The organism is Geobacillus sp. YF-1 (assembly GCF_052692335.1).
In genome coordinates this window covers 2,485,367-2,510,911 of record NZ_CP199850.1, presented here as the reverse complement: position 1 = coordinate 2,510,911, position 25,545 = coordinate 2,485,367, and the positions used below count along the sequence as shown (strand labels likewise).

The 25,545-nt window shown below is 56.0% G+C and carries 24 protein-coding genes and 1 other annotated feature; of the genes, 22 read left to right on the top strand and 2 right to left on the bottom strand.

The features are described 5' to 3' along the window. Positions 1-29 precede the first annotated feature (29 nt). From nadE to yajC, 11 genes are all read left to right on the top strand, one after another. The gene (nadE, locus tag ACTVIM_RS12525; protein ID WP_445612778.1) at positions 30-770 is read left to right on the top strand and encodes an NAD(+) synthase; all 741 of its coding nucleotides are present in this window, start codon (positions 30-32) and stop codon (positions 768-770) included. Positions 771-1,076: 306 nt separating this feature from the next. Beyond that, the gene (locus ACTVIM_RS12520) at positions 1,077-1,811 is read left to right on the top strand and encodes a YhcN/YlaJ family sporulation lipoprotein (RefSeq protein WP_033020224.1); all 735 of its coding nucleotides are present in this window, start codon (positions 1,077-1,079) and stop codon (positions 1,809-1,811) included. A gap of 530 nt (positions 1,812-2,341) precedes the next feature. Beyond that, positions 2,342-3,085 (top strand): YebC/PmpR family DNA-binding transcriptional regulator, encoded by a 744-nt coding sequence (locus ACTVIM_RS12515; RefSeq protein WP_445612777.1) that lies wholly within the window; start codon positions 2,342-2,344, stop codon positions 3,083-3,085. Between the two features lie 98 nt (positions 3,086-3,183). After that, a complete protein-coding gene (locus tag ACTVIM_RS12510) occupies positions 3,184-4,194 on the top strand; it encodes a DUF3231 family protein (RefSeq protein WP_445612776.1) in 1,011 nt (336 codons plus the stop codon). Positions 4,195-4,274: 80 nt separating this feature from the next. After that, entirely contained in the window at positions 4,275-4,751 is a 477-nt protein-coding gene (locus ACTVIM_RS12505) for an intercompartmental signaling factor BofC (RefSeq protein ID WP_033844217.1), read from the top strand. Positions 4,752-4,962: 211 nt separating this feature from the next. After that, complete coding sequence (gene ruvA, locus ACTVIM_RS12500) at positions 4,963-5,547, top strand: Holliday junction branch migration protein RuvA (RefSeq protein ID WP_144975655.1); 585 nt, start codon at positions 4,963-4,965, stop codon at positions 5,545-5,547. A gap of 90 nt (positions 5,548-5,637) precedes the next feature. Continuing rightward, positions 5,638-6,639 carry a Holliday junction branch migration DNA helicase RuvB gene (gene ruvB / locus ACTVIM_RS12495; RefSeq protein WP_445612775.1) on the top strand — a complete coding sequence of 334 codons (1,002 nt, stop codon included), beginning with the start codon at positions 5,638-5,640 and terminating at the stop codon, positions 6,637-6,639. Then, positions 6,636-6,842, top strand: coding sequence for a DUF2905 domain-containing protein (locus tag ACTVIM_RS12490; RefSeq protein ID WP_081916988.1), 207 nt, complete (start codon positions 6,636-6,638; stop codon positions 6,840-6,842). The genes ruvB and ACTVIM_RS12490 overlap by 4 nt, the downstream gene beginning before the upstream one ends. Positions 6,843-6,857: 15 nt before the next feature. Continuing rightward, on the top strand, positions 6,858-7,886 hold the full coding sequence (gene queA / locus ACTVIM_RS12485) for a tRNA preQ1(34) S-adenosylmethionine ribosyltransferase-isomerase QueA (protein WP_445612774.1): 1,029 nt from the start codon (positions 6,858-6,860) through the stop codon (positions 7,884-7,886). Positions 7,887-7,903: 17 nt separating this feature from the next. Next, a complete protein-coding gene (gene tgt, locus ACTVIM_RS12480; RefSeq protein ID WP_445612773.1) occupies positions 7,904-9,046 on the top strand; it encodes a tRNA guanosine(34) transglycosylase Tgt in 1,143 nt (380 codons plus the stop codon). 23 nt (positions 9,047-9,069) lie between these two features. After that, positions 9,070-9,342: a preprotein translocase subunit YajC gene (gene yajC, locus ACTVIM_RS12475; protein WP_033018081.1), complete on the top strand. Its 273-nt coding sequence runs from the start codon at positions 9,070-9,072 to the stop codon at positions 9,340-9,342. Between the two features lie 73 nt (positions 9,343-9,415). On the opposite strand, the gene ACTVIM_RS12470 is transcribed toward yajC, so the two are convergent. Together ACTVIM_RS12470 and spoVB are read right to left on the bottom strand one after the other, a co-directional pair. After that, on the bottom strand, positions 9,416-9,799 hold the full coding sequence (locus tag ACTVIM_RS12470; RefSeq protein ID WP_033018080.1) for a TIGR04086 family membrane protein: 384 nt from the start codon (positions 9,797-9,799) through the stop codon (positions 9,416-9,418). 66 nt (positions 9,800-9,865) lie between these two features. Continuing rightward, positions 9,866-11,428 carry a stage V sporulation protein B gene (gene spoVB, locus ACTVIM_RS12465; protein WP_445612772.1) on the bottom strand — a complete coding sequence of 521 codons (1,563 nt, stop codon included), beginning with the start codon at positions 11,426-11,428 and terminating at the stop codon, positions 9,866-9,868. Positions 11,429-11,537: 109 nt separating this feature from the next. Between spoVB and ACTVIM_RS12460 the strand changes: the two genes are divergently transcribed. The 11 genes from ACTVIM_RS12460 to hisS all read left to right on the top strand — a co-directional run bounded on the left by ACTVIM_RS12460 (position 11,538) and on the right by hisS (position 25,542). Beyond that, positions 11,538-11,822: a post-transcriptional regulator gene (locus ACTVIM_RS12460; protein WP_033018077.1), complete on the top strand. Its 285-nt coding sequence runs from the start codon at positions 11,538-11,540 to the stop codon at positions 11,820-11,822. A 166-nt stretch (positions 11,823-11,988) separates the two neighbouring features. Continuing rightward, positions 11,989-14,241, top strand: a complete 2,253-nt coding sequence (gene secDF / locus ACTVIM_RS12455; protein ID WP_445612771.1) for a protein translocase subunit SecDF — start codon at positions 11,989-11,991, stop codon at positions 14,239-14,241. 271 nt (positions 14,242-14,512) lie between these two features. Beyond that, a complete protein-coding gene (locus tag ACTVIM_RS12450; protein WP_407652268.1) occupies positions 14,513-15,430 on the top strand; it encodes a cation diffusion facilitator family transporter in 918 nt (305 codons plus the stop codon). A gap of 57 nt (positions 15,431-15,487) precedes the next feature. Beyond that, positions 15,488-17,854: a single-stranded-DNA-specific exonuclease RecJ gene (recJ, locus tag ACTVIM_RS12445; RefSeq protein ID WP_445614361.1), complete on the top strand. Its 2,367-nt coding sequence runs from the start codon at positions 15,488-15,490 to the stop codon at positions 17,852-17,854. Then, a complete protein-coding gene (locus tag ACTVIM_RS12440) occupies positions 17,845-18,357 on the top strand; it encodes an adenine phosphoribosyltransferase (protein WP_144975637.1) in 513 nt (170 codons plus the stop codon). Before recJ ends, ACTVIM_RS12440 begins: the two co-directional genes overlap by 10 nt. Before the next feature lie 276 nt (positions 18,358-18,633). Then, positions 18,634-20,832, top strand: a complete 2,199-nt coding sequence (locus ACTVIM_RS12435; RefSeq protein ID WP_445612770.1) for a RelA/SpoT family protein — start codon at positions 18,634-18,636, stop codon at positions 20,830-20,832. Positions 20,833-20,856: 24 nt separating this feature from the next. After that, on the top strand, positions 20,857-21,315 hold the full coding sequence (gene dtd, locus ACTVIM_RS12430; protein WP_445612769.1) for a D-aminoacyl-tRNA deacylase: 459 nt from the start codon (positions 20,857-20,859) through the stop codon (positions 21,313-21,315). 82 nt (positions 21,316-21,397) lie between these two features. Further along, positions 21,398-21,571: a hypothetical protein gene (locus tag ACTVIM_RS12425; RefSeq protein ID WP_445612768.1), complete on the top strand. Its 174-nt coding sequence runs from the start codon at positions 21,398-21,400 to the stop codon at positions 21,569-21,571. 167 nt (positions 21,572-21,738) lie between these two features. Beyond that, entirely contained in the window at positions 21,739-22,302 is a 564-nt protein-coding gene (ahpC, locus tag ACTVIM_RS12420) for an alkyl hydroperoxide reductase subunit C (protein ID WP_144975631.1), read from the top strand. 14 nt (positions 22,303-22,316) lie between these two features. Further along, positions 22,317-23,840, top strand: coding sequence for an alkyl hydroperoxide reductase subunit F (gene ahpF / locus ACTVIM_RS12415; protein ID WP_445612767.1), 1,524 nt, complete (start codon positions 22,317-22,319; stop codon positions 23,838-23,840). A gap of 143 nt (positions 23,841-23,983) precedes the next feature. Continuing rightward, positions 23,984-24,214: a binding site (T-box leader), on the top strand. Between the two features lie 44 nt (positions 24,215-24,258). Then, positions 24,259-25,542: a histidine--tRNA ligase gene (hisS, locus tag ACTVIM_RS12410; RefSeq protein ID WP_445612766.1), complete on the top strand. Its 1,284-nt coding sequence runs from the start codon at positions 24,259-24,261 to the stop codon at positions 25,540-25,542. Positions 25,543-25,545 lie beyond the last annotated feature (3 nt).

Below are 25,545 nucleotides of genomic sequence, written 5' to 3'. Positions count from 1 at the left end.
GAAATCGATGGAAAAGGGGTCGAAGGTGAATGCAAGAAACGATTGAGAAGCTTGTGCAATGGCTGCGGGAACAAGTCGCGGCGGCCGGTCTGAACGGGGCGGTCGTCGGCATCAGCGGCGGCATTGACTCGGCGGTCGTCGCCCATTTGATTCGGCGAGCCTTTCCGGACGATTCGCTCGGCTTGATCATGCCGTGCAAAAGCCATCCAAAAGACATGGAAGATGCGCTGAAAGTGGTGGAAAGCTGCGGAATTCGCCATTTGGTTATCGATTTGACCGAGGCGCATAAGGCGCTGTTCGGCGCCGTGGAAGCCGAACTGAAAGCCCGCGGGGAGTGGAATGAGGAGAAAGCGCGCCTCGGCGATGCGAACACGAGGGCGCGCCTGCGCATGACGACGTTGTACGCGGTCGCCAACAACTACGGTTATCTTGTCGTCGGCACGGACAACGCCGCCGAATGGCATACCGGCTACTTCACGAAATACGGGGATGGCGGGGTCGATTTAGTGCCGCTCATTCATTTCACCAAAGGCGAAGTGCGAGAAATGGCTCGCGTGCTCGGCGTTCCCGAAGAAATCATCACAAAAGCACCGAGCGCCGGATTATGGGAAGGACAGACGGACGAAAGCGAGATGGGCACGACATATGAAATGATTGACAAATATTTGAAAGGAGAAGACATCCCAGAGCGGGACCGGAACATTATTGAACAGCTGCACGAACGTTCGCATCATAAACGGCAGCTCGCTATAGCGCCGCCGAAGTTTTAACGTCATTTCCGACAGACGTGTCCCATCTTAAGGAATGGGCAGGGCAAAGCCCAAAGAGTAGATGGGATGAATGGCGGCTGGCGGGAACGGACAGCGATAACGCATAGGCCGCCCATGATGGAAGAAACAGCGCTTTTCACGGAACGGGCCGCCATAACGCCTGCTCAAGATGCCGTTCGTTGATGGTCCGCCAATGTTCCGGTTGGCGGAAACTGACAGCGATAACGCCTCCCCTTTTTCCACAAGCTAAACGTAAGGCTGGTTTGTGGCCAGCCCGGGGCTTAGGAAACCAAGGGGGGTTTTCCATTGAGACAAGCGGTCAAATGGCTCGCTGCGCTGTCAGCGGCCGGCTTGCTCGCTTCATGCGCCAATGATCAGGAAGGAAATGAAGGCGCACAACGCTACAACGACAGCGCAAGGCCAATCGGCTATTACTCGACGGAACGGAGCGATGATTTCCGCTACGGCCGCTATGGCACGAACGCGCTCAACTATGACAACCGGTATCTATGGACGCGGCGCGGGCCGGCGACCGACTATTTGACGGATGGCGGCCGTCTTGGCGGACCGGCGGCGACCCGCTTTGACACGGGCGTGCCGGCTCTTCCGCCCGATGTCGATTTTGGCGATGGCGATTACAATTACCACGGGCATTTGCACTCGCTAAACGTCGACCCGCATCCGTCCTACTATCGAACGTATGACGGCCGCTTGGCCGAACAGCTCTCTCGCCGGGCCGCGGCGGTCAGCGGGGTGAAGGATGCTCGCGCGGTGGTGTACGGCGGCCAAGCATTGATCGCGATCACGACCGCCGACCGCCATCCGGAGCGCGTTGAACAGCGCGTCGCCCAAGCGGTTGCTCCGCATGCCGGCGGCAAGCGGGTGCGCGTCACGTCCAACCCAAGCATGTACCATCGCGTTCGTTCGATCGACAACACGATGCGCCACGGCGGTGCGGTGAACCGAGAGGAAATTGACCGCGACTTGCGCACCATTTTTATCGGCGATACGATTCAAGAACGTCCGGAAAATACGCGATAGTGCGAACGAGACGGGCAAGCTGAACGATCGAGAGGGTGTCCCAAAAGACTGGGACACCCTCTCTCATCGCTATATAGAAGCACTAGCTGCTTCCCTGCCACACGAGTTGGGTCTTTCTTGAGAAGGCCGATGAACAACCGCTGCTTCCCTTCATCAATGGGGAAACGCCTGAAAATTAGGATCCATGCAACAAGGTTTTTCTAGTTGAGAAATGAGATGGCAAAGCCGTATCCACGAGTAAATCACCGGCTTCTGAGGGGGAGATCGCCTTTTGGGTCAGCTCCATTTAACGGAGCAGGCTGCTTATCAACCTCGTTTCTCAAATCGAAAAGCCCTGTCGCATCAAGATCGCCTTTCGCACGCTCCCATTGTTCAAGACAAACAACCGCTTTTCCCCAGCCTCCTAGGCGAAATGGGGCGGTTGAGTTCCGGGCCATTCGGCTTTCTCGCTGGGCTCGGCTGACATTTTCCTTGTTTTCTGGTATAGTAAGTATCGGAACATTCCGTTGTGATGAGAGGAGAAGCTATCGATGGCTGGACATTCGAAGTGGAAAAATATCCAACGGCGGAAAAATGCCCAAGATGCCAAGCGGGGCAAACTGTTTATGAAATTGGCCAAAGAAATTTACGTGGCCGCTAAAAACGGCGGGGGCGATCCAGCAGCCAATCCGAGCCTGCGCCTTGTGATCGAAAAGGCGAAGGCCGCCAACATGCCGAGCGAAAACATTGAACGGGCGATTAAAAAAGCGACCGGAAACCAAGAGCATACTCACTACGAAGAAATTCGCTACGAAGGGTATGGGCCGGGCGGCGTTGCCGTCATGGTCGTCTGCCTTACGGATAACAAGAACCGCACCGCCGCCAACGTGCGTGCCGCCTTTTCCAAAAACGGCGGGAACTTGGGGGAAACGGGCTGCGTTTCGTATTTGTTCGAACGCAAAGGCTTGCTCGTGATCGACCGCGGGGAGCACGATGTAGACGAAGACGAGCTGCTGCTGCTGGCGATTGAAGCAGGGGCCGAGGAGATGGAAACGACGGACGAGTCGTTTGAAGTCTATACGGCGCCCGAGTCGTTTGAGGCAGTGAAAGAACAGCTCGAACAGCAAGGATTCACGTTTGCGAGCGCCGAAATCACGATGATCCCGCAAACGTACACCACCTTATCCGGCGATGAATTGAAAAAAATGCTGAAGCTGATCGATACGCTTGAAGACGATGACGATGTGCAAGACATCTACCATAATTTGGATGAATCGGTGCTTGATGAAGCGTAACTCCGTCGGTGAAGAGGCCGGCGGATTTTTTTTGTCCGTGTGGCATACACCCAAAAAGGATGAAACATAATAACGGGGAATAAGGAGGTGCTACGCTGGTGGAAGGAAATGTAACTTCATTAACGAGTGCAGAAATTTCCAATCTTTGGAGCACGTATGTCAATGACAGCATTGTCGCTTGTTTGTTGACGCATTTTGCCGAAACGGTGACCGATGATGAAATTCGTCCGCTCATTGATGAAATGTTGAACGTTGCCAACGGGCATTTGCGCGCCATCGAGCAGCTGTTTGCCGCCGAAGGCATCGCCAAGCCGGTCGGCTATCCGGTTGAGAAGCATGTTTATTCCGGCGCCCCGAAACTGTTTAGCGACATCTTTTACTTAGAGTACATGTATCATATGACGAAGTTTGGCATCGCTTCGCACAGCGGAGCAATCGCTTTAGCGTCGCGCCAAGATATCGCCGATTTGTTCCGCGCGTTTTTAAATGAAGCCGTGACGTTAAACGACCGCACCCGTCATGTTCTTTTGGAAAAAGGAGTGTACATTCGCCCGCCGTATATGGTGTATCCGAAACAGGCCGAGTTTATTGAAAAGCAGCGCTTTTTGACGGGCTGGTTCGGCCCGCGCCGCCCGCTGCTTGCGATTGAGGTGGCGCACTTGTTTACGACAGCGCGCAACAACGAACTCGGCAAAGCGACGCTGACCGGATTTGCCCAAGTGACTGTTGACCCGGAAATCCGCAACTTTTTCCTGCGCGGAGTGCGCGTCTGTTCCGATATTATGAACACCGTTCATGACGTGTTGCGGGAAAGCAACGTGCCGGCGGTCATGTCTCCGGATGTGACGGTCACCGATTCCACGAAGCCGCCGTTTTCCGATCAGCTGATGATGGCGGTGATTAACGCGCTGTCCGTCATTGGCACGGCCGAATACGGAGCGGCGATGGCGGTGAGCCTAAGGCGCGATATTATCGCTTTGTATGCCAGCTTGATCGCCAAAGCGGGCGCGTTCACAGAAGATGGAGCCAATATGATGATCGAGCGCCGCTGGCTCGAATACCCGCCCCACTTTTTGGACCGCCAGCAGCTCGCTTTGCAAAAAAGCTGAGCGTGGCAGGAATAAAATGGCGCCTGTCGGCGAAACTAATGATACAAACGAATCATCATCTGGGAAGAGAGGAACAGGCGATGCGAATTCTTTCCATCCTGCTGTTGACCGTCGCTCTTGTGCTGCCGGGCCAGCGGGCGTCCTCCGCCCCTGTCAGCATGACGATCGTCTTGCAGCAGCACTATTTGGACGGGGAAATCAGCGAGGAGAAAAAGACGGAGACGGTTGATTCATTGACGAACATCTGGAAAAAGTACCGCGATTGGCAACTGGTTGATCTCGATGACCGGACGATCGTGTTTCGGAAAACGGTCAACGACATTTCTCCGCTCTTGAAAGCGAACGGCTATTTTGGCATCACTGACGATGGCACGTTATCCATTTTCAATGGCAGGCCGGGGCGGTCCAGCCCGATTATTCAGTCGTTTTTTCAGATTGATGTGAAAAAACTCGAAAGCCGCCAGCAGGAAAGGTTGCGGCAAGGAATTCGCGTCCTCTCCAAAGAACGGTATGAACAAGTGATTGAGCTGTACCGCCATTTTGCGGTTGCCCAATAAAGCGCTTCCCCCTCTCCCATCTTTGGCGCGCCATAGTTTTCCCTCAAGAGGATGGGGTTTGCGCCCGCTTTGCTTTCCCATTGTGCATCGATCCCGCCGTGCGAACAAGCATTGCGGGATTTCCTTTTGTCATCCGGTTGCCGCTGTTCCCTTTTGCGATCCTCTGTCGTATGATACAATGGAAAAGCAAGAGAAGGGGAGGAGCATCGCCTTGATCGAGTTTATCCGCGGGTATATCGATTATGTCTGTCCCGAGTATATCGTCATTGACCATCAGGGCATCGGCTATGAGGTGTTTACGCCGAACCCATTTGCTTTTCAGGAAAGCCGCGACAAGCTGGTGACGGTTTATACATACGAATACGTTCGCGAAGATGTGCGCGCTCTATACGGTTTTCTAACGCGCGAGGAACGCCGGTTGTTCGCCAAGCTTTTGCAAGTGTCGGGCATCGGTCCGAAGGGCGGTCTCGCCATTTTGGCGGCCGGGCGCCCGGACGAGGTGGTGCGGGCGATTGAAGAGGAAAATGAAGCCTTTTTGTGCAAGTTTCCGGGGGTCGGAAAAAAGACGGCCCGACAAATGATTTTGGATCTGAAAGGAAAGCTGGGGACGTTCCCGGCGTCTTCGGCCGCGCGCGCCTCCGCGTTGCGCTCCGAGGCGCTTGCCGAGGCGGTGGCCGCACTGAAGGCGCTCGGCTATGCGGAGCGGGAAATTGAAAAGATCGTTCCGGCGCTCGGCCTTGAGCAGCTGTCGACAGAGGAGTACGTGAAACGAGCGTTGGCTATGTTGTTGAAATGAGTGCGGCAGCTGCCTCCAAAGGCGCTCTTGTTTGTTTGGGCGGAACGAAGCGCGACAGCGAGGCGGATGATCGAAAGGGAGGGATGACCGGTGGACGAACGGCTCGTATCCGGTGCGGTGTTAGGAGGGGAAGCAGCGTTCGAGCCGAGCCTGCGGCCGCAGTCGTTGCGGGAGTACATCGGCCAAAATCAAGTCAAGGAAAATTTAAAAGTGTTTATTGAGGCGGCCAAGCTGCGTCAGGAGACGCTTGACCATGTGTTGCTGTATGGGCCGCCGGGGCTTGGAAAAACGACGCTCGCTGCCGTGATCGCCAACGAAATGGGGGTTAAGCTGCGGGCGACGTCGGGGCCGGCGCTCGAGCGGCCCGGCGATTTGGCGGCGCTGCTCGCTTCCCTTGAGCCGGGCGATGTGTTGTTTATTGATGAAATTCACCGCTTGCCGCGCCCGGTGGAAGAAGTGCTCTATCCGGCCATGGAAGATTATTGCCTCGATATTACGATCGGCAAAGGGCCGGATGCGCGTTCGCTTCGCCTTGATTTGCCCCCGTTTACGCTCGTTGGGGCGACCACAAGGGCGGGGGCGCTATCGGCTCCGCTGCGCGACCGGTTTGGCGTCATCAGCCGCTTGGAATATTACCGCGTCGATGAGCTTGTGCAAATCGTTGAGCGAACGGCGGCGCTTTTGCATATGGCTGTCGCCCGTGAAGCCGCGTTTGAGCTCGCTCGCCGGGCGCGCGGCACGCCGCGCATCGCCAATCGCTTGCTTCGCCGCGTCCGCGATTTCGCCCAAGTGCGCGGGGAGGCGGAAATTGCGCTTCCGTTGGCCGTTGAAGCGCTTGAGCGGCTGCAAGTCGACCGGCTCGGGCTCGATCACATTGACCATAAGCTGTTGACGGCCATGATTGAAAAATTCGCCGGCGGTCCGGTTGGCCTCGAGACGATCGCCGCGGTGATTGGCGAAGAAGCGCAAACGATCGAAGAAGTGTATGAGCCGTATTTGCTGCAAATCGGCCTCTTGCAGCGGACGCCGCGCGGACGTGTGGTGACGCCGGCCGCCTACGCCCACTTAGGAATGGAGGTTCCGAAGCAGTGAACAGCTTGCCGAAGTTGATTATGACAATTGGCGCCGTGCTGATCATTGTCGGGTTTGTCATGCAGTTTATCAAACTCGGCCGCTTGCCGGGGGATATTGTCATTCGCAAAGGGAATATGACGTTTTATTTTCCGATCGTGACGTCCTTATTGCTCAGTGTGGTGCTGTCGTTGCTTTTTTATGTGCTCGGACGATTTCGCTGAAGGAAGGGGAACATCATGAAAGTCGAGCTGTTTGATTTTCATTTGCCGGAAGAATTGATCGCGCAAACGCCGCTTCCAGACCGGGCGGCGTCGAGGCTGATGGTGCTTGATAAACGCACCGGCGCCATCCGTCATGAAACGTTTCGCAACATTATTTCGTACTTGAATCCGGGCGATTGTCTCGTCTTAAATGATACGCGCGTCATGCCGGCGCGTCTTTATGGGGAAAAAGCGGAAACGGGCGGAACGGTTGAAGTGCTGCTCTTAAAGCAGCTGGAGGGCGACCGCTGGGAAACGCTCGTCAAGCCGGGCAAACGGGTCAAACCGGGAACAAAGCTCACTTTTGGCGGCGGAAAACTGGAGGCGGTTTGCCTCGATACGCTCGAACACGGAGGACGGGTGCTCGAGTTTTCATATGACGGCTTGTTTTATGAAGTGCTGGCGGAGCTCGGTGAAATGCCGCTGCCGCCCTATATTAAAGAAAAACTTGACGATCCGGAGCGGTATCAGACGGTTTACGCCCGCGAAATCGGCTCGGCGGCGGCGCCGACCGCCGGCTTGCATTTTACCGAAGAGCTGCTTGATGCCATTCGCGAAAAAGGGGTGCAAATCGTCTTCATTACGCTTCATGTCGGCCTTGGCACGTTCCGGCCGGTGCAAGTGGACGACGTTGAAAAGCACGATATGCACGCCGAGTTTTACCAAATGAGCGAAGAAACAGCGGAGACGTTAAACCGCGTTCGGGAGCAGGGCGGCCGCATCATCGCCGTCGGCACGACGTCGACACGGACGCTCGAGACGATCGCCGGCAGGCACGCCGGCCGGTTTGTCGCGGAAAGCGGCTGGACCGACATTTTCATCTATCCGGGCTACGAATTCAAAGGCATCGATGGGCTGGTGACGAACTTTCATCTGCCGAAATCGACGCTCATCATGCTCGTGAGCGCGCTCGCTGGGCGCGAACATATTTTGCACGCGTATGAAGTCGCGGTCCAAGAGCGGTACCGCTTTTTCAGCTTCGGCGATGCGATGCTCATCATTTGAGAAAGGAGAGCCACACGTTGACGACACCGATCCGCTTTGAACTGATCAAAACGTGCCGGCAGACGGGCGCACGCCTTGGCATGCTCCATACGCCGCACGGCTCGTTTGAAACGCCGATGTTTATGCCGGTCGGCACGCTGGCGACGGTTAAGACGCTGGCGCCGGAAGAGCTGAAGGAAATGGGAGCCGGCGTCATTTTAAGCAACACGTATCATCTTTGGCTGCGGCCGGGGCATGACATTGTGGCGGAAGCGGGCGGCTTGCACGCGTTTATGAACTGGGATCGCGGCATTTTGACGGACTCCGGCGGGTTCCAAGTGTTTAGTTTGAGTGAATTTCGCCGCATCGAAGAAGAGGGCGTCTATTTCCGCAACCATTTAAACGGCGACAAGCTGTTTTTGTCGCCGGAAAAAGCGATGGAAATTCAAAATGCCCTAGGCGCTGACATCATCATGGCGTTTGACGAATGCCCGCCGTATCCGGCGACATACGAGTATATGAAACAGTCGGTCGAACGGACGAGCCGTTGGGCGGAACGCTGCTTGAAAGCGCACCGCCGTCCGAAGGAGCAAGGGCTGTTTGGCATCGTCCAAGGCGGTGAATATGAGGACTTACGCCGGCAAAGCGCCCGCTATTTAGTGTCGCTCGACTTCCCTGGCTATGCGGTCGGCGGGTTGTCGGTCGGCGAGCCGAAAGAGGTGATGAATCGGGTGCTCGAGTTTACGACGCCGCTTTTGCCGGCGGACAAGCCTCGTTATTTAATGGGCGTTGGTTCACCCGATTCGCTCATCGACGGGGCGATCCGCGGCATCGATATGTTTGACTGCGTGCTGCCAACGCGCATCGGCCGCAACGGCACCGTGATGACGAGCGAAGGGCGGGTGGTGATCAAAAACGCCCAGTACGCCCGTGATTTCTCGCCGCTCGATCCGAACTGCGATTGCTACACGTGCCGGAACTATACGCGCGCGTACATTCGCCATCTCATCAAATGTGATGAAACATTTGGGATTCGCCTCACGTCTTACCATAACGTCTATTTTTTGATAAAATTGATGGAGCAGGTGAGACAAGCGATCCGCGAAGATCGGCTCGCCGATTTCCGCGAGGAATTTTTCGAACGCTACGGCTTCAACAAGCCGAATGCCAAAAACTTTTAGCCATCGGAAAGGAGGGAAACGGAATGAACGCGACCATCGCTAATTTGTTGCCGATCGTGCTGTTTTTTGTGATTTTCTACTTTTTGCTCATTCGCCCGCAGCAAAAACGGCAGCGCGCCGTCCAGCAAATGCAGGCGAGTTTGAAAAAAGGCGATAAAATCGTTACGATTGGCGGCTTGCACGGCATCATCGACTCGGTCGATGAGGATAAAATCATCGTTCGCGCCGGCGACGGCACGCGGCTCACGTTCGACCGCACCGCGGTTCGGGAAGTCGTGGCGGAAAATAAGGCGTAAAAAAAGCCCCCTCCGTGCCGCCCTGCCATGAACACAGCGGCTGCTTCCACCGAAAGCAGCCGCTGTTTTTCGTTCACGCCCGCTCGCGGCGTGACGGTGACAAGTTGACGCCGACGATGCCGCCGAGAGCGGAGGCGACAAGGAAAGCGAGATGATACAGCCATTGTTCGGCGGTAAACGGTTTGTCGATGCCGAGGAACTGAAACAAAAAGACGATCGACGTAAAGCCTACGCTGGTCAGCCCGCCGGCGAGCCATCCTTTTTCTTGGCTTTTTCCCCCGGCGACGACGCCGCCGAGAAACATCGAGATCATCGAGGCGGCAAAAACGAGCCATGTCAGCGAGGATTCATGAATATCGGTCCATTTAAGCAGCAGCGAAACGACAAAACTGACCAATGCCGCCAAAACGAAAATCGTGGCCATTCCATATACGAGCGCGCTGCCAAGCCGCGACAACCGCAACCCCTCCTTGGACAAAACGGTTTTACCACAATATATTCGCGGCCGGACATGTTTAGACGTTTATTTTCGTTTTCTTTTTCCCGCCAGCCATCCAAGACCCGGAAGGTAGATGAGCTCTTCGCGTCGGATGAGCTGAAAGGCGATCAGGAAGCCGCTATACAACAAGATGGTCGCGGCCATGGCCAGCAGCGTCCAAAACGACGGCGGCACCGAGGCGGGCGGATGATAGAAGAGCAGCCCGCCGGCAGCGCCGGCGGCGATGATGGCGATGCCGGCCTTTACATAGTCACGGGCGTCCACCACGAACGATGTCGCTTTGGCGACGGCGGCAAAATGAAGAAGGGTGACGAGCACCGTGCTCACCGAGGTGGCGAGCGCCGCTCCCATAATCCCTAAAGACGGCCGCGACGCCAAGACGAAGATGCACGCCAATTTCACCGCCGCCCCGATGAGGCTGTTCGTCATTGCCACATTGGCTAAATCAAGTCCTTGTAGCACCGCTTGGAGCGGGCCTTGGAAATAATAAAACAGGAAAAACGGCGCCATCACTTGAATAAAAATGGCTGCTTCGCCTGTTCCGTACATCCATCGCATGAGCGGCTCGGCAAAAAGGTAAAGAACGACCGCCGACAGTCCGCCGGTGACGAGCGACAGGCGCATCGCTTGGGCGATCCGGTATTGGACGAGCAGCGGTTTGTTTTGGGCCACCGCTTCGCTAATGGCCGGAACGAGCGCGGTGGCGAGCGCATAGGTGATGAACGACGGCAAGGTGAGCAACGGCAAGGCATAGCCGACGAGCTGGCCGTATTGCTTGGTGGCGGCGGAGGCGGCGATGCCGGCGAGCGCCAAACTGTTGGCAACGACGATCGGTTCAAAAAACCAAGAAAGCGAGCCGATCAAGCGGCCGCCGGTTGTCGGCAGGGCGATCCGCATCAGGCGGATGAACGTGTCTTTGCCGGCATGAATGGAATGAAAAAACTTCGTCCGCAGGCGGATCGATTTTTTCAGTTGAAACAGGAACAATAAATACAATAAGGCTGCCAGTTCGCCGAGGACAGAAGCCGCCATGGCGCCGGCGGCAGCGTATTCAACGCCGTACGGCAACAGCGGTTTCGTGCATAAGGCGATCAAGCTGATGCGGACGATTTGTTCGATCAGGAGCGAGTAAGCGTACGGTTTCATTTGTTGGCGCCCTTGGAAATAGCCGCGCAGCACCGATGAAATAGCGACGATCGGCACGATCGGGGCGACGGCTAGGAGCGGATAATAGATGCGCGGGTCGGTGAACATCGTCCGCGAAAGCCACGGCGTTGCGGCAAGGAGCGCCGGCAGGAATAGGAGGCTCAGCACTCCGGTCGTCGCGAGCGAGACGACGAGAATTTTTTTGACCCGTTGCCGGTCGCCGGTCGCTTCCGCCTCGGCGACGAGCTTGGAGATGGCTACCGGCAGGCCCATTTGCGTCACCGTAATCGCCAACACAAGCGTCGGCACCGCCATCATGTACAGCCCGACTCCCTCGTCGCCAATCATCCGGGCGACGACGATTCGGTTCAGGAAACCGAGCATTTTAGTGATCAAGCCGGCAATGATTAAAATCATAGTTCCTTGTAAAAATTTGGACATGTTTTCCCCCTGCCTTCTCAAATGCCTTTCTCTTTTATACAATATATGCAAGGCCTATGGTCAAGCATGACAAGGCTGATCGGCGACAATCACCGAGGGGGGATGGGAGATGGAGGAAAAACAACGGTGGCGGGAACAGCTCCTGCCGGCGCTCGAGTGCAAATATGAGGAGTTCCGGCTGCTCGGCTACAAGCACGTCACCATCGATGGGCTGTGGGAATGTTTATGGACGCGGAAATGGAAGGGCGAATTGGCAGATCAGAAGCTGCACGAGCTTGTCAGCGATATTTTGTCGCTTTCGCCGGGGGAGTATATGGCGTTTGTAACGAGGCAGTCCTATCAGCAGGCGGCGGGTGGCGATGAGTTGGAGCGCGTTCTGAAAGAGCTGTTATGAGCGGAGGCGGCCGCCTTTTGACCGGCGCTATACCCGGGGCGCCGTCGGTAAGGGCTGAACGTTGACAGCTCCTGCCGGCTGATTCATAATGAAAAGCGGAATCGATGTTGTGTGGATCGTGGCCGCCAGCTTCCGGGCGTGAAGACGAATCGAAGGAGGATGTTGAATGATTAAACGAAGCCGCATCGTCGCCTTTTTTCTGCTCCTGCTTTTGCTTGCTGGGGTGATGGGGCCGACGACGCAAGGAATTTTACATAACATTAAGCTAGGGCTGGATTTGCAAGGCGGTTTTGAAGTGCTCTATGAGGTGAAGCCAGCGAAAAAAGGCGATAAAATCGATCACGAAACATTGCAAAGCACGGTCAGCGCCCTGAACAAACGGATCAACGTCCTTGGCGTCAGCGAGCCGCGCGTGGACATTGAAGGGAATAACCGCATTCGCGTTCAGCTCGCCGGGGTGAAAGACCAAAATGAGGCGCGCGAAATTTTGTCCACGCAAGCGAAATTGACGTTCCGCGACGTCAATGACAACGTGTTGATGGACGGGAGCGACCTCGTCCAAGGCGGGGCGAAGCTGTCGTTTGACGAAAACGGCCGGCCGAGCGTCGCACTGAAATTGAAAGACGCCGACAAATTCCGGCAAGTGACGGAAAAAGTATACAAAATGGGGCGGCCCAACAACATTTTAGTCATTTGGCTTGATTTTAAAGAAGGGGTCGATTCTTACCGGAAAGAAGCGGGCAAAGCCGATCCGAAATTCATTTCCGCCGCGTCGGTCGATCAAGTGTTCAATCAAACCGATGTGTCGATCGTCGGCAATTTCACGGTGAAAGAAGCCCAACAGCTCGCCGACTTGCTCAATGCCGGGGCGCTGCCGGTCGAACTGCATGAAATTTACTCCACCTCCGTCGGCGCTCAGTTCGGAAAAAACGCCTTGCAAAAAACGGTCGTAGCCGGCATCATCGGCGTCGCGGCGATTTTTTTGTTCATGATTTGGTTTTACCGGCTTCCAGGGCTCATCGCTGTGATCACGCTGTCGGTGTACATTTATTTGATTTTGCTGCTGTTTGACTGGATGAACGGCGTTATGACGCTGCCGGGGATCGCCGCCCTCATTTTAGGGGTCGGGATGGCCGTTGACGCCAACATTATTACGTACGAGCGGATCAAGGAGGAGTTGAAGCTCGGCAAGTCGATGCTGTCAGCGTTTCGCGCCGGCAACCGCGGGTCGTTTGCGACCATTTTTGATGCCAACATTACGACGATCATCGCCGGCGCCGTCCTGTTCATTTACGGGACAAGCTCGGTCAAAGGATTTGCAACGACGCTTATCATCAGCATTGTCGCCAGCTTTGTCACCGCTGTTTACGGCACGCGGCTGCTGCTTGGGCTGTTGGTGTCAAGCCGCTGGCTCGATCGAAAGCCCGAGTGGTTTGGCGTGAAAAAGTCGGACATCTTAAACATCGCCGAGGTCAACGACGAAACCGAAGTGCCGACGAGATTCGACCGTTGGGATTTTGTCAAATATAGCAAAACCTTTTTCATTTTTTCCGGAGCATTGACGATTGCCGGCGTCATTTCCCTTTTTGCTCTCGGGTTGAATCTCGGCATTGATTTCACAAGCGGTACGCGCATTGAGGTGACGAGCAACCAGCCGCTTGATGCGAAAGAGCTAGGCGACTATTTTGAGCGGCTTGGCCATAAGCCGGAGGATGTCGTGCTGTCCGGGACGGACGGAAAAACGGGCGTCGTCCGTTTAATCGGGGTGCTCGACAAAAAAGAAATTGCGACAATCAAAAACGAACTCAACAAGAGGTACGGCCACGAGCCGAACATCAGCACAGTTTCGCCGGTCGTCGGCAAGCAGTTGGCGCGCAACGCGTTCATTGCCGTGCTCATCTCGTCGATTGGCATCATTCTGTATGTGACGATCCGCTTCGAATGGCAGATGGCCTTGGCCGCGATCATCGCTTTGTTGCACGATGCGTTTTTCATCATCACCGTGTTCAGTTTGACGAGGCTTGAGGTCGATTTGACGTTTATCGCCGCGGTATTGACGATTATCGGCTATTCCATCAATGATACGATCGTCACCTTTGACCGCATCCGTGACTTGATGAAAAAACGGAAAGTAAAAACGGTTGACGATTTGAAACATATCGTTAACCGCGCCCTGCAGCAAACGTTTACCCGCTCGATCAACACGGTTTTGACGGTGTTGTTGACCGTTGTGGCGCTGCTGCTGTTCGGCAGTGAGGCGATTCGCAATTTTAACCTCGCTTTGCTTGTCGGGCTCGTGTGCGGCGTCTACTCTTCGCTTTGCATCGCTTCGCAGCTGTGGGTCGTTTGGAAAGGGAGCGCCCTCAAGAAAGGCAAAGGGGCGAACAAAGCGGCTCCGGAAGCCGAGCCTCATCTGTAATGACTGCGCCGGAAAAAGCGACCGCGCTTTTTTCGGCGTTTTTTTGTCGCCATGCTTGAGGCGGAAAATGGGCAGACTAAAGCAAGAGGATTTCTACAAGGTGAATCCAGCGCCCAACCGCGCCGGCGGAACATCGACAGACGAGAGCGAGAGGCGCCGGCCATGATGGTGGAATAGGGGGGACGATGACAACAAAAGGAAAAAGATAGGAGATTGAGTTTACGCAGGGGATGGATTTTTTGATCCGGATCGATGACAACAAGAGGCAAAGATGGGAGGTGTGGCCGTGGAACACGAACAGCGATTCAACAAAGCGAAAACGGCAGCGATGGTCGGCATCGTCGGCAATTTGATCCTCGCGGCCGTCAAGGCGGTGGTCGGCTTGTGGAGCCAAAGTCAAGCGCTGATCGCTGATGCTGCTCATTCGGCTTCCGATGTTGCTGGGTCGTTCGCCGTTTGGGTCGGGCTGCGGGCGGCGGCGCGTCCGCCGGATGAAGACCATCCATACGGACACGGAAAGGCCGAATCGATCGCCGCCATTATCGTGGCCGTGCTTCTTTTCCTCGTTGGACTGGAGATCGGGCGCTCTGCCTTCCTGTCGTTTTTCGCCCCCTTGGCGCCGCCGGGGATGGCGGCCGTCTACGTCCTGCTGGTGTCGATCGTCGCCAAAGAGGCGATGTTCCGTTACAAGTATCGGCTTGGGAAAGCGTTAAACAGCGAAGCGTTGATCGTCAATGCGTATGAGCACCGCTCTGACGTGTTTTCTTCGCTGGCGGCGCTTTTCGGCGTCGGCGCCGCGATTGCCGGCGGGAGGTGGGGCATTGACTGGCTCGTGTATGCCGACCCATTGGCCGGACTGTTCGTCGCCTTGCTCGTATTGAAAATGGCTTGGGATCTCGGACGTCAATCGATTCATACGGCCATTGATCATGTGCTTCATGAAGAGGAGACCGCCGACTTGCGCGCGGCGGTGTTGTCTGTCCCTGATGTGCGGCAAATCAATGAGCTGTACGCGCGCGAGCATGGCCATGATGTGATCGTTGATTTAAAAATTGCCGTTGATCCGCAGCTGACCGTGGAAGAGGGGCACCGGATCGGAAAAAAAGTGAAAGAAAAACTGCTGACGTTTCCGCGCGTCCGCAACGTGCTCGTTCATATCAATCCGTACGACCCGGAAAAAAAGTCGTAATGTCGTTGCCTGCTCTTTTCTCCTTTTTGTATAATAAGGAGAGTTGAGGTGGGGGACATGTTACAAGCGAAAACGCGTTGGGAGGTGGGGCGTCCCGACGAGCAGGCGGTGAGGCGCCTGGCGGAGGAAGCCGGTATCGAGCCGCTGCTGGCGCGGCTTCTCGTTCGCCGCGGCGTGCGGACGGCAGCGGAAGCGGAGGCGTTTCTCCATCCCGTTGGGCAGCCGTTTCACGATCCGTTCTTGCTTCATGGGATGGAGCGCGCCGTTCGCCGCCTAGAAAGAGCGATTCGCCATGGTGAACGCGTGCTCGTCTATGGCGACTATGATGCGGATGGTGTTTGCAGCACATCGGTGATGGTGAGCGCTCTTCAAGAGGCAGGAGCAGCGGTGGAATTTTACATTCCCAACCGCTTTACCGAAGGATACGGCCCGAACTTGGCGGCGTTTCGCGCGGCAAAGGAGCGCGGCGTGTCCGTCATTGTGACAGTTGACAACGGAATTGCGGCGCTGAAGGAAGTGGCCGCCGCCCGCGAGTGGGGGCTTGATGTGATCGTGACCGATCATCACGAGCCAGGGCCCTCGCTTCCGGAAGCGTATGCGATCATTCACCCGAAGCAGCCCGGAAGTACATATCCGTTCCATAGTTTGGCCGGCGTCGGTGTCGCGTTCAAGGTAGCCCATGCGCTGCTCGGGCGGGTGCCGCGCCATTTGCTTGATTTGGTGGCCATCGGCACGATTGCCGATTTAGTGCCGCTTGTCGGGGAGAACCGGCTCTTGGCTGCGCAAGGGCTGGCAGTGTTGCGCGAGACAACCCGCATCGGTTTGCGCGCGCTGTTTCAGCAATGCCGCATCCGACCATCCCAGATCGATGAACAGACGGTCGGCTTCGCCATCGCGCCGCGTTTGAACGCGGTCGGGCGTCTGGGCGGCGCCGATCCGGCGGTGGCGCTGTTAATGACCGATGATGAAGACGAGGCCATGCAGCTGGCGGCGGAAATGGACGAGCGGAATCGCGAGCGCCAGCAGCTCGTCGCGCAAATCGCCGATGAGGCGGCAGACATCGTGCGCCGCCAATATCCGCCGGAGCAGCATCGCGTTTTGGTCGTGGCTGGCGAAGGATGGAATCCCGGGGTGGTCGGCATCGTCGCTTCCAAGCTCGTCGAACAGTTTTACCGGCCGGCGGTGGTGCTCTCCATTGACCGCGACAAAGGCATCGCCAAAGGTTCGGCGCGCAGCATCCACGGATTTGACTTGTTTGCCAATCTCTCCAAATGCCGCGATATGTTGCCGCATTTTGGCGGCCACCCGATGGCGGCGGGGATGACCTTGGCGTTGGACGACGTCGAGCGGTTGCGGCAGCGGCTGAACGCGATCGCGGCGGAGACGTTGGTCGAGGACGATTTTATCCCGCCGACGTTCATCGATGCGGTTTGCTCGGTCGAAGAGCTGACGCTGTCGGCCGCCCGCAGTTTCGCACGGCTCGCCCCATTCGGTGTCGGCAATCCGCGACCGCTTTTGCTCATTGAAGAAGCCGCGGTGGAAACGATGCGACGCGTCGGGGCGAACGGCGCCCATATGAAGGCGGTCTTTTCGCAACAGCAGGCGGCGATTGATGTCATCGGCTTCGGCCTCGGTCCCTTGTGCGAGGAGATCGCTCCGGGGACGTGCGTCTCGGCCGTGGGAGAGCTGTTGGTGAACGAGTGGAACGGGATGGCGAAGCCGCAGTTGTCGCTATGCGATGTGTCGGTCAACCGCTGGCAGCTGTTTGATGCCCGCGGCTGCCGGGACGTTCATTCGCTTCTTGAGCGGCTGCCAGAGGAGAAGCGGCTGCTGGTGGCTTTTCGGCGCCAGACGGAAACCCGCCCTGACTTGGCGCCGTTTTGCCGGGAGCTTCATTTCGTCATGACGGAGAAAGAGGCGGAGGCTTTGCCGATTGACGGCCGCTATGTCGTGCTGCTTGATTTGCCGCCGCGGCTTGATTTGTTGGGGGCGCTTTTAGGCAACGGGCAGCCGGCGCGCATTTATGCCGTGTTCGCGCAGCCGGAAGGGCAATTTTTCCGCACGTTTCCGACGCGCGACCATTTCAAGTGGTTTTATGCCTTTTTGCATAAGCATCGTTCGTTCCCGCTCGCCGAACGCGGCGGCGAATTGGCGCGCGCCCGCGGCTGGACGACAGAAACGGTCCATTTTATGGCCGAAGTCTTTTTGGAGCTGGGGTTTGTGCGCGAGCAAAACGGCGTTATCACGCTCGTTCGCCAGCCTGTAAAGCGCGATCTCACCGAATCCCCGGCGTACCGTCGGCGCCGGGACGAGCTGGAGGCGGAACATCAGTTATTATACTCCACTTACGAGCAGCTGAAACGCTGTTTGACGGAAATGATTCGTTCGCAAACGAATGAGGAGGCAAGCGCATCATGGATTTAAAACAATATATTACGATCGTTCCCGATTTTCCGAAACCGGGCATTTTGTTTAAAGACATTACGACGCTGATGGACAATGGGCCGGCGTACAAATACGCGACCGACCAAATCGTCCAATACGCACGTGAAAAGCAAATTGATATCGTCGTTGGACCGGAAGCGCGCGGTTTTATCATTGGCTGCCCGGTCGCCTATGCGCTTGGCGTCGGATTTGCGCCCGTGCGCAAGGAAGGAAAGCTGCCGCGCGAAGTCGTCCGCGTCGAGTACGGTCTCGAGTATGGAACCGATGTGCTGACGATGCATAAAGACGCGATCAAACCGGGACAGCGCGTGTTGATCACCGACGACTTGCTGGCGACAGGCGGGACGATGCGCGCGACGATCGAGCTCGTGGAACAGCTTGGCGGAGTGGTCGCCGGGTTGGCGTTTTTGATTGAGCTGACGGAGCTTGGCGGGCGACAAAAACTAGAAGGCTACGACATTTTGACGCTCATGCAGTTTTAGCGGTTGATGGGGCCGGCCGAGCGGTTAGGCGCTTCCATCATCGCGCTTGCGCCGGCGGGACGAAGAACGCGGAAGGTCCGGGGAGCGAAGCGGCGGAAAGCGGGGCGCAAGCAGCGCGAGGCCGCACAGTCGACATCGTTCGCATCTTCGGATATAATAGAGAAAAAAGGGGCACTCGCACGAGTGCTCTTTCTTATTAACCGTAACGTGGTGGAGGCAATGGATGTCCAGTGTTGGCAGTCTGAATTTTATTCGATTAAAAGGTGATTCAACCCTATGGCCAATGAACAAGTGCTGACAGCGGAGCAAGTGTTTGAACGAGCGGGCTGTTATTTATCCGAACAAGATGTCGCCTTTTTAAAAAAGGCGTATGTATTTGCGAAGCACGCCCATCGCGACCAATTTCGGAAATCCGGCGAACCGTACATCATCCATCCGATTCAAGTCGCCGGCATTTTGGCGGACTTGAAAATGGACGCGACAACGATCGCCGCCGGGTTTTTGCACGATGTCATCGAAGACACCGAGGTGACGAAAGAAGACCTTGAGCGCGAGTTCGGCGCCGAGGTGGCGATGCTCGTTGACGGCGTGACGAAACTTGGCAAAATCAAATATAAGTCGCAAGAAGAGCAGCAGGCGGAAAACCATCGGAAAATGTTTTTGGCGATGGCCCAAGACATTCGGGTGATTTTGATCAAGCTCGCCGACCGCTTGCACAACATGCGGACGTTGAAGCATTTGCCGGCGGAAAAACAGCGGCGCATCGCCAATGAGACGCTCGAAATTTTCGCCCCGCTGGCGCATCGGCTCGGCATTTCAAAAATCAAATGGGAGCTCGAGGATACCGCGCTTCGCTATTTAAATCCGCAGCAGTATTACCGCATCGTCAATTTGATGAAGAAAAAGCGGGCCGAACGCGAGCAATATTTGGAGGAAGTCATTCAAGAAGTGCGGGAACGGCTGAACGAAGTGCACATTCCGTGCGAAATTTCCGGACGTCCGAAGCATATTTACAGCATCTACCGAAAAATGGTGATGCAAAACAAACAGTTTAACGAAATTTACGATTTGCTGGCTGTGCGCATTATCGTCAACAGCATCAAAGACTGCTATGCGGTCCTTGGCATCATCCATACGTGCTGGAAGCCGATGCCCGGACGCTTCAAAGACTACATCGCCATGCCGAAGCCGAACATGTACCAATCGCTCCATACGACGGTCATCGGTCCGAAAGGCGAGCCGCTTGAAGTGCAAATCCGCACGTTTGAAATGCACCAAATCGCCGAATTCGGGATTGCCGCTCACTGGGCGTACAAAGAAGGGAAGACGATCAAGCCGAATTCGTTTGAGGAGAAGCTTTCTTGGTTCCGGGAAATTTTAGAGTGGCAAAACGACGCCAGCAACGCCGAGGAATTTATGGAATCGCTCAAGATGGACCTGTTTTCCGACATGGTGTTCGTTTTCACGCCAAAGGGCGACGTCATCGAGTTGCCGGCCGGCTCGGTGCCGATCGATTTCGCTTACCGCATCCATTCGGAAATCGGCAACAAAACGATCGGCGCGAAAGTGAACGGCAAAATGGTGCCGCTCGATTACAAGCTGCAGACGGGTGACATCGTTGAAATTTTAACGTCGAAACATTCGTACGGACCGAGCCAAGACTGGCTGAAGCTGGCGAAAACGTCGCAGGCGCGCAACAAAATCCGCCAGTTTTTCAAAAAGCAGCGGCGCGAGGAAAATATTGAAAAAGGCAAAGAGATGGTCGAAAAGGAAGTGCGCGGCCTCGGCTTTGAGCCGAAAGAGGTAATGACGGCCGACAATATGAAGCGCGTCGCCGAGAAGTTCAACTTCTCAAACGAAGACGATATGTACGCGGCGGTCGGCTATCATGGGATCACGGCGGCGCAAATCGCCCACCGGCTGACGGAAAAATGGCGGAAGCAGCGCGATCTCGAGGAACAGCAGCGCAAGTTGGCCGAGGCGTTTTCCGAGGCGAAGCTGCCGGCCGGAAAAAAACGCGACTGCGGCATTCGCGTCCAAGGCGTCGACAATTTGCTCATTCGTCTGTCGCGCTGCTGCAATCCAGTGCCGGGCGATGAAATCATCGGCTTTATCACCCGCGGGCGCGGCATTTCCGTCCACCGCGCCGATTGCCCGAACGTCAAGACGGAAGAAGCGGCCGACCGGCTCATCACCGTCGAATGGGAAAGCGGAGCCGGCGGCGAGCGCGAGTACAACGTCGATATCGAAATCACCGGCTTTGACCGCCGCGGGCTGCTCAATGAAGTGCTGCAGGCGGTGAACGAGACGCGCACCGATATTTCCGCCGTTTCGGGCCGCTCGGATCATCGGCACAAAATCGCGACGATCCATATGACGATCGCCATTCACAACTTGAGCCACTTGCAAAAAGTCGTGGAGCGGATCAAGCAAATTCCCGACATTTATTCCGTCCAGCGCTTGATGAACAACTAGCGGCGGCGAAAAGGAGGAGAAGAAGTGAGAGCGGTCATCCAGCGAGCCAAAGAAGCCAACGTCACCGTCGATGGGCGGGTCGTTGGCGCCATCAAGGCAGGGCTTGTCGTGCTGCTTGGCGTCACGCACGGCGATACCGAGGCCGATGCGGCCTATTTGGCCGAGAAAATCGCCCATTTGCGCATTTTCGAAGACGAGGAAGGAAAAATGAACCGCTCGCTGCTTGATGTCGGCGGCGCCGTGTTGTCCGTGTCGCAGTTCACCCTTTACGGCGACTGTCGAAAAGGGCGGCGTCCGAATTTTATGGCGGCGGCCAAGCCCGACCATGCTTTGCCGCTGTATGAAGCGTTCAACGCCTTTCTGCGCGAAAAAGGTGTCCATGTCGAAACAGGGGTGTTCGGCGCCATGATGGGCGTGTCGCTCATCAACGACGGGCCGGTCACCTTGATTATCGACAGCTGTGAGAAACCGGGAAACGAATAATCGTTTTCCGGTTTCTTTTTTATTTTTCGCAAGAAATGGGAATGATGAAAACAGGTTGATCCGAACGGAAAGGAGGGGGGCGATGCGGCAAACGAAGCGAGGGGAGCAGGCCCACCGAACGAGCGATGTGCTTTCGGCCGATTTTCATGAGTGGGTGCGGCTTGAGGACCAGTATAGTGCGTTTGAGCTGTCGTCCGAGCTTGGCGTCGCAGGCAAAGAGGTGCAAATGCTAAAAAAGCAGCGGTTTCGCCCGTGACAGCAGACGGAGCGGCAAGGCCCGTAAAGAGCTGGCGACGTTCGTTCCGTCTGCCGTAACGAACATTTCTGAATGCATATGTATTGACAAAGTAAGGGCCCCTATATGATAATAAATATCGGTTTAAAATTATTATAAAATAACAGTCGCAGGAGGTAGATGAAGCAATGTCTTTAGTTGGGAAAAAAGTACAACCGTTCCGCGCCCAAGCGTATCACAACGGGGAATTCATCGAGGTGACAGAACAAGACTTCATGGGCAAATGGAGCATCGTCTGCTTTTATCCGGCCGACTTTACGTTCGTTTGCCCGACGGAGCTTGAGGATTTGCAAGACCATTACGCGACATTCAAAGAATTGGGTGTAGAAGTGTACTCGGTGTCAACCGACACGCACTTTACTCATAAAGCATGGCACGACACATCGCCGGCCATCGGCAAAATCGAATACGTCATGATTGGCGATCCTTCGCACCAGCTGTCGCGCATGTTTGATGTGCTTGACGAAGAGCAAGGGTTGGCGCAACGCGGCACGTTCCTCATCGACCCGGACGGCGTCATTCAAGCGGTGGAAATCAACGCCGACGGCATCGGCCGCAAAGCGAGCACGCTGATTGACAAAATCAAAGCCGCCCAATATGTGCGCAACCATCCGGGTGAAGTTTGCCCGGCGAAATGGCAAGAGGGCGGTGAAACGCTGAAACCGAGCCTTGACCTTGTCGGCAAAATTTAAGGAGGCTTTTGACCATGCTCGATGCGGACATCAAGGCACAACTCGCTCAGTATTTGCAATTGCTTGAAAATGACATTGTCTTGACGGTAAGCGCGGGAGACGACAACGTTTCCCGCGATATGCTTGCTTTAGTCGATGAGTTGACGGCCATGTCGCCGAAAATCAAAGTGGAAAAAGCAAAGCTTGAACGCACGCCGAGCTTCAGCGTCAACCGGGTCGGCGAAAACACCGGCGTCACGTTCGCCGGCGTCCCGCTCGGTCATGAGTTTACCTCGCTGGTGCTGGCCCTGCTTCAAGTGAGCGGCCGGCCGCCGAAAGTGAGCGAAGACGTCGTGCGCCGCATTCAACAAATCCGGGGCAAACACCATTTTGAAACGTACGTGAGCCTGACGTGCCATAACTGCCCGGACGTTGTTCAAGCGCTCAACATCATGAGCGTCCTGAATCCCGACATTTCCCATACGATGATCGACGGGGCGGCGTTTAAGGACGAAGTGGAACAAAAAGGCATTATGGCGGTGCCGACCGTCTTTTTAAACGGTCAGATGTTCGCCAGCGGCCGCATGTCGATTGAAGACATTCTCGCCAAACTAGGAAGCGAGGCGGACGCCGCGTCGTTTGCCGATAAAGAGCCATTTGACGTGCTTGTCGTCGGCGGCGGCCCGGCGGGGGCGACAGCTGCCATTTACGCGGCGCGCAAAGGCATTCGCACCGGCATCGTGGCGGATCGCTTTGGCGGGCAAATTTTGGATACGCTCGGCATCGAAAACTTCATCAGCGTCAAATATACGGAAGGGCCGAAGCTCGCGGCCAGCATCGAAGAGCATGTCAAACAGTACGATGTCGACATCATGATCCAGCGCGCCAAACGGCTTGCGAAAAAAGACTTGATTGAAGTGGAGTTGGAAAACGGCGCCGTTCTGAAAAGCAAAACGGTCATCATTTCCACCGGCGCCCGTTGGCGCAACCTTGGCGTGCCGGGCGAGGAAGAGTTCAAAAACAAAGGCGTCGCCTACTGCCCGCATTGCGACGGCCCGCTGTTTGAAGGCAAGCACGTGGCGGTCATCGGCGGCGGCAACTCGGGCGTGGAAGCGGCCATTGACTTGGCCGGCATCGCCAGCCACGTAACGCTGTTGGAGTTTGCTCCCGAACTGAAAGCGGACGCCGTTTTGCAAGACCGGCTGTACAGCTTGCCGAATGTGACGGTGATCAAAAACGCGCAAACGAAGGAAATCACTGGCACGGATAAGGTGAACGGTTTGACGTACGTCGACCGGGCGACAGGGGAAGAACACCATATCGAACTGCAAGGCGTGTTCGTGCAAATCGGCCTCGTGCCGAATACAGAGTGGCTGGAAGGAACGGTGGAACGGAACCGCTTCGGCGAAATCATCGTCGACAAGCGCGGCGCGACCAACGTCGAAGGCGTCTTTGCCGCAGGCGACTGCACGGACAGCGCCTACAAGCAAATCATTATTTCGATGGGCTCCGGAGCGACGGCGGCGTTAAGCGCGTTCGATTATTTGATTCGCCATTAAGGCGACCACGGCGTCCCGCCAAGGCGGGGCGCCTTCTTTTGCATCAACGGCCGGCCAAGCGGCGGGACGCTTTTTTTCAAGGCGGCTTGACAAACGGTCCGCTTTCTCCGTAATATAAAATTACAATTCAGATGGGTGATAGTGGACAACCGATGATGGAGAGAAGTAGGTAAGACCCACATGGCCAGAGAGGAAACGCCTTAGGCTGGAAGCGTTTCTCCATGATGGCTTAGCGAAAGACACTCCGTAGGTTTCCCTTTGAACGCGCGTGGCGTCAGTAAAAGGGAACGCGCGCCTGGCGTTAGCGGCGACAAGCGGAAGCTGAATGGCTTCAATTAGGGTGGCACCGCGGGAATGACGCTCTCGTCCCTATCAAGGGGATCAGGGCGTTTTTATTTTGAGCAAAAGGAGGATCCGCATGGCGTTTCAAATTCCAAGAGGAACGCAAGATATTTTGCCGGGAGACAGCGAAAAATGGCAGTACGTGGAGCAAGTCGCCCGCGAACTATGTTCCCGGTACGGATATCGGGAAATTCGGACGCCGATTTTCGAACATACTGAACTGTTTTTGCGCGGCGTCGGCGATACGACCGATATCGTCCAAAAAGAGATGTATACGTTTGAGGACAAGGGAGGGCGTGCGCTCACGCTCCGCCCGGAAGGCACGGCGCCGGTCGTGCGGGCGTTCGTCGAGCATAAGCTGTACGGCAGCCCGAACCAGCCGCTGAAACTGTATTACAGCGGGCCGATGTTCCGCTACGAGCGACCGGAAGCCGGGCGGTTCCGCCAATTCGTTCAGTTTGGCGTCGAAGCGATTGGCAGCAGCGACCCGGCGATTGACGCCGAGGTGATGGCGTTGGCGATGCACATTTACGAAGCGCTTGGCTTAAAACGGATCCGGCTTGTCATCAACAGCTTGGGCGACCTCGACAGCCGCCGGGCGCATCGCGAGGCGCTCGTGCGCCATTTTTCGGGGCGCATCGATGAACTGTGCGCCGATTGTCAGGCGCGGCTCGAGACGAATCCGCTCCGCATTCTCGACTGCAAAAAAGACCGCGATCATGAACTGATGGCGACGGCGCCGTCGATTTTGGATTACTTGAATGATGAATCACGCGCGTATTTTGAGAAGGTGAAACATTATTTGGCCATGCTTGGCCTTCCGTTTGTCATCGATGCGCGGTTGGTGCGCGGGCTTGACTATTACAACCATACGACATTTGAAATTATGAGCGAAGCGGAAGGGTTTGGCGCAGCCGCGACGCTGTGTGGCGGCGGGCGCTACAATGGGCTTGTCGAGGAAATCGGCGGGCCGGAAATGCCGGGGATCGGTTTTGCGCTAAGCATCGAACGGCTGCTTGCAGCGCTGGAGGCGGAGGGGGTGGAGCTTCCGACCGGCGAAGGGATCGATTGCTATGTAGCTGCGCTCGGCGAACGGGCGAAAGAGGAAGCGGTCCGCCTCGTCTATCAATTGCGCCGCGCCGGTTTGCGCGTCGATCAAGACTATGTCGGCCGAAAACTGAAGGCGCAGCTGAAAGCAGCCGACCGCCTCAAAGCGGCGTTTGTCGTCATGATTGGCGATGAAGAGCTCGATAAACAAATCGCGACCGTCAAGGAGATGGCGAGCGGCGAACAAACGAACGTGCCGTTCGGCGAACTGGCTTCATTTTTCACAGAACGGACGAGGAGAGAGGGGGAGTAAACG